Origin of the sequence: Streptomyces calidiresistens (assembly GCF_014141525.1) — a bacterium.
GTDB classification, from domain to species: Bacteria; Actinomycetota; Actinomycetes; order Streptomycetales; family Streptomycetaceae; genus Streptomyces; species Streptomyces calidiresistens.
On the sequence record NZ_VKHS01000579.1, the window covers coordinates 1 to 3620 of the forward strand.

At 71.8% G+C, this 3620-nt stretch carries 3 protein-coding genes; all 3 read left to right on the plus strand.

The features are described 5' to 3' along the window. On the plus strand, positions 1 to 1033 hold a 1033-nt coding region (locus FOE67_RS19900), incomplete at its 5' end, for a molybdopterin-dependent oxidoreductase (protein WP_182666209.1). Positions 1034 to 1321: 288 nt separating this feature from the next. Next, complete coding sequence (locus FOE67_RS19905; protein WP_182666210.1) at positions 1322 to 2008, plus strand: fasciclin domain-containing protein; 687 nt, start codon at positions 1322 to 1324, stop codon at positions 2006 to 2008. A gap of 335 nt (positions 2009 to 2343) precedes the next feature. Beyond that, entirely contained in the window at positions 2344 to 3303 is a 960-nt protein-coding gene (locus FOE67_RS19910; protein ID WP_182666211.1) for a LysR family transcriptional regulator, read from the plus strand. The last annotated feature ends 317 nt before the right edge of the window (positions 3304 to 3620 follow it).

Below are 3620 nucleotides of genomic sequence, written 5' to 3' on the forward strand. Positions count from 1 at the left end.
GGCGGGGCTGGTGGGTCGCGGGCTGTCCGACTCCGGTGCGGCGGGTGCGGAGGCGGCGCGCGAGGCCATCGCGCTCCCCGCCCCCGATCTGCCGGCGGGCCCCCTGCCGGCGGGGATCGACCCGCCGGTGGAGGGGTTGACCCCCTTCGTCACCCCCAACCGCGACTTCTACCGGGTGGACACCGCCCTGACGGTGCCCCGGGTGGACGCGACGACCTGGCGGTTGCGGCTGCACGGCCTCGGGGTGGAGCGGGAGTCGATCCTCGACTACCGCGATCTGCTGCGGCGCGAGCTGGTGGAGCGGGACATCACCCTGACCTGCGTCTCCAACGAGGTCGGCGGGCCCTACACCGGCAACGCGCGGTGGATCGGCGTGCGGTTGGCCGATCTGCTGCGGGAGGCGGGGGTGCGCGCACCCTCCGAGGGAGGGCCCGCCGACCAGTTGATCTCCCGTTCCGTGGACGGCATGACCATCGGCACCCCGGTGGAGGCCGTGCTGGACGGTCGGGAGGCCCTGCTGGCGGTGGGGATGAACGGCGAGCCGTTGCCCTTCCGTCACGGGTTCCCGGTGCGGATGGTCGTGCCGGGCCTCTACGGCTACGTCTCGGCCTGCAAGTGGCTGGGGGAACTGGAGTTGACCACCTTCGCGGAGGTCGACGCCTACTGGGTGCGCCGCCGGTGGGCGGCCGAGGCCCCGATCAAGACGCAGTCCCGGATCGACACCCCGCGTCCCTTCGCGCGGGTGGCCGCGGGGACGGTCGCCGTGGCGGGGGTCGCCTGGGCACAGACCCGGGGGATCGAGCGGGTCGAGGTGCGGGTGGACGACGGCCCCTGGCAGGAGGCGGTGACGGCCGGGGTGCCGCACACCGACACCTGGCGCCAGTGGTTCCTCGAATGGCGTGCCGAACCCGGTTCCCATCGCCTGGAGGTGCGGGCGACCGACGGCACGGGCGAGACGCAGACCCCGGAACGCGTCGGGATCTCCCCCGACGGCGCCTCCGGTTGGCACTCGGTGGTGATCACCGTGGAGTGACCCCCGCGTCCCGTCGAGTTCCCCGGCGAGGTGTCCGGCGAGCCGGCCCCGGACACCTCCGACCACGTCGAAGCCATGTCGATTTGGAATTCGACCGTTTCCGATCGACACGATTCATCTCGATTCGCCCGAAAGAAAACGACACATCCCCTGCATCCGAAGATTCAACAATCACGGTGGAAACACTGGTAGGTAGTGGTACCTGCCGATACATCACGTTCCGACCCCGGGTCGGGACACCCCTCTCCGGGCTCCCTCGGAGCCCCTGAATCCAGGAGTTCTTTTCCGATGAACACCCGTATGCGTCGCACCGCCATCGCCGTCGTCACCGCCGCGATGCTGCCGCTGTCCCTGGCCGCCTGCGGCAGCGACGACGCGGACACCACGAACGACACCGCGCAGGAGGAGACCGGTACCGACGCCGCCGGTGCCGACGGCACGGAGGAGGACACCGAGGAGCCCGCCGAGGACACCGCCACGGACATGGACGAGGGCATGGCCGGTGCCGCCGCGCCGTTCGGCCCCGCCTGCGCCGCCATCCCGGAGGAGGGGGCCGGCAGCTTCGACGAGATGGCCGAGCAGCCGGTGGCCACCGCGGCCTCCGACAACCCCGAGCTCTCCACCCTGGTCACCGCGTTGACCGAGGCCGGCCTGGTCGACACGCTGAACGGCGCCGAGGACATCACCGTCTTCGCCCCGATCAACGAGGCCTTCGAGGCCATCCCGGAGGAGGACCTCGACGCCCTCCTCGCCGACCAGGAGCAGTTGACCGCGGTGCTCACCTACCACGTGGTGGGCGAGCGCCTGGCGCCGGAGGACCTGGAGGACGGCACCTACGAGACCCTCCAGGGCGGGGAGATCACCGTCTCCGGTGCCGACGAGGAGTACACCGTCAACGACGCCAACGTCGTCTGCGGCAACGTCCGGACCGAGAACGCCACCGTTTACCTGATCGACCAGGTCCTGATGCCCTGATCCACTCCCGGGCCCGCCGGTGTCCCGGCCGCCCCGCCGGGCGGGACACCGGCACCGGACCCCGGTGCCTCCCGGCCATCCACCCCCCACGGCGGCCGGGGGGCGCCGGGTCTCTCCCCCCGTCTCCGGTCGCACCCCGCGGGCGGCCGGGGACGGGGCGGGGCACGGGTCCGCGCCGGTCGCCTCCCTCCCGTTCGGAGGGCACGACCGGCGCGGCCTTCCACGCCACGTCGTTCACCCCGGTCGTTCACCCCGATCGTCCCGGCCCAGCCGGGGGACGGGGAAGCCCTCCGAGCCGCTTGCCCTCCCGAGCCCTCGACCCATAGCGTCGTGTTATGGATCTGGAGTTGCGTCATCTCAAGATCATCCGAGCGATAGACGAGGCCGGCAGCCTCACCCGCGCGGCCACCTCGCTCGGGTTGGCACAATCGGCGCTCAGTGCTCAACTGAAGCGAATAGAAAGGGCGTTGGGCGGACCGTTGTTCGAGCGCGGTCGGCACGGCGCCCGCCCCACCCCCCTCGGTGAGCTGGTCCTGGACCGGGCCCGGGTCCTGCTCCCCGCCATGCGCGAGCTACAGGAACAGGCCGTTCGCTTCGCCAACACCCTGGAGGATCTCCCCCGGTTCCGTCTGGGCGGCACCCACGGGCCCCTTCTGGGCGGGCTGGTGGATCAACTCTCCGTCCTCCACCCGCATGCCACGATCTCCACCCTCACCAGTTGGTCGGTGGAGGAGCTGAGCGAGTTGGTCGTCGCCGGCCGACTGGACTTCACCCTGGTCGGGACCTGCGGTGAGTCCACCCCCCCGGCCGCCGATCAGTTGGTGTGGCGGACCGTGGCCAGGGACCCGATCTTCGTGATGCTCTCCGAGAACCACCCCCTCGCCGAGGAGCCCGAGATCGAGTTGGAGCGCCTCGCCGGGGAGCAGTGGGTGGACGCCCCCGGGGACGGTTGCTTCGGGGATTGCTTCTACGCCGCCTGTGCCCGGGCCGGCTTCACCCCGTCATCTGTTTATGAGATGGATACCTCCGGCTGTGTGCACCTCGTGCAACTCGGTCGGGCGGTCGCGCTGTGCCGCGCGATCTTCCCCCCGACCCCCGGTGTGGTCACCCTTCCCCTGGCCGGGTCCCCGCTCAGTTGGCGCCACCTCATCGGCTGGCACCCGGCGTCGGCCGCCGCCGGGGCCGCGCCCGCCGTGGTGATGCACGCCCGCCAGGTGCACCGCGACGCGGCCGGCCGCAACCCCTGGTACGCGAAATGGTTGGCGGCGCACGCCCGCTTCGGCACGGCGTCCTGACACCCCGTCGGTCTCCCCGACCCCTGCCGTCGCCCCGGCGCTCCTCCCCACGGCGGGGCGCCCCGTCCCCACGACCCGGCGCGTGACTCTCGCGGGGGGCGCGCGGAGGGCGACACGCATCGTTCGGTCATCCCCCCGCCGCCGTCCATACACCGCGCGGGAACCGGTGGATCACTTTCCATCGCATCACAAGAGGTATTGATTGGCAGGTACACACCTCGGGGCCGCTGCCACTACGTTCGTGACCGCACCACCCCCACAACGGGCGCCCACCCGGCGCCCCGTCCGCCGCCGGATCACCCCCCGGCGGTCAACCC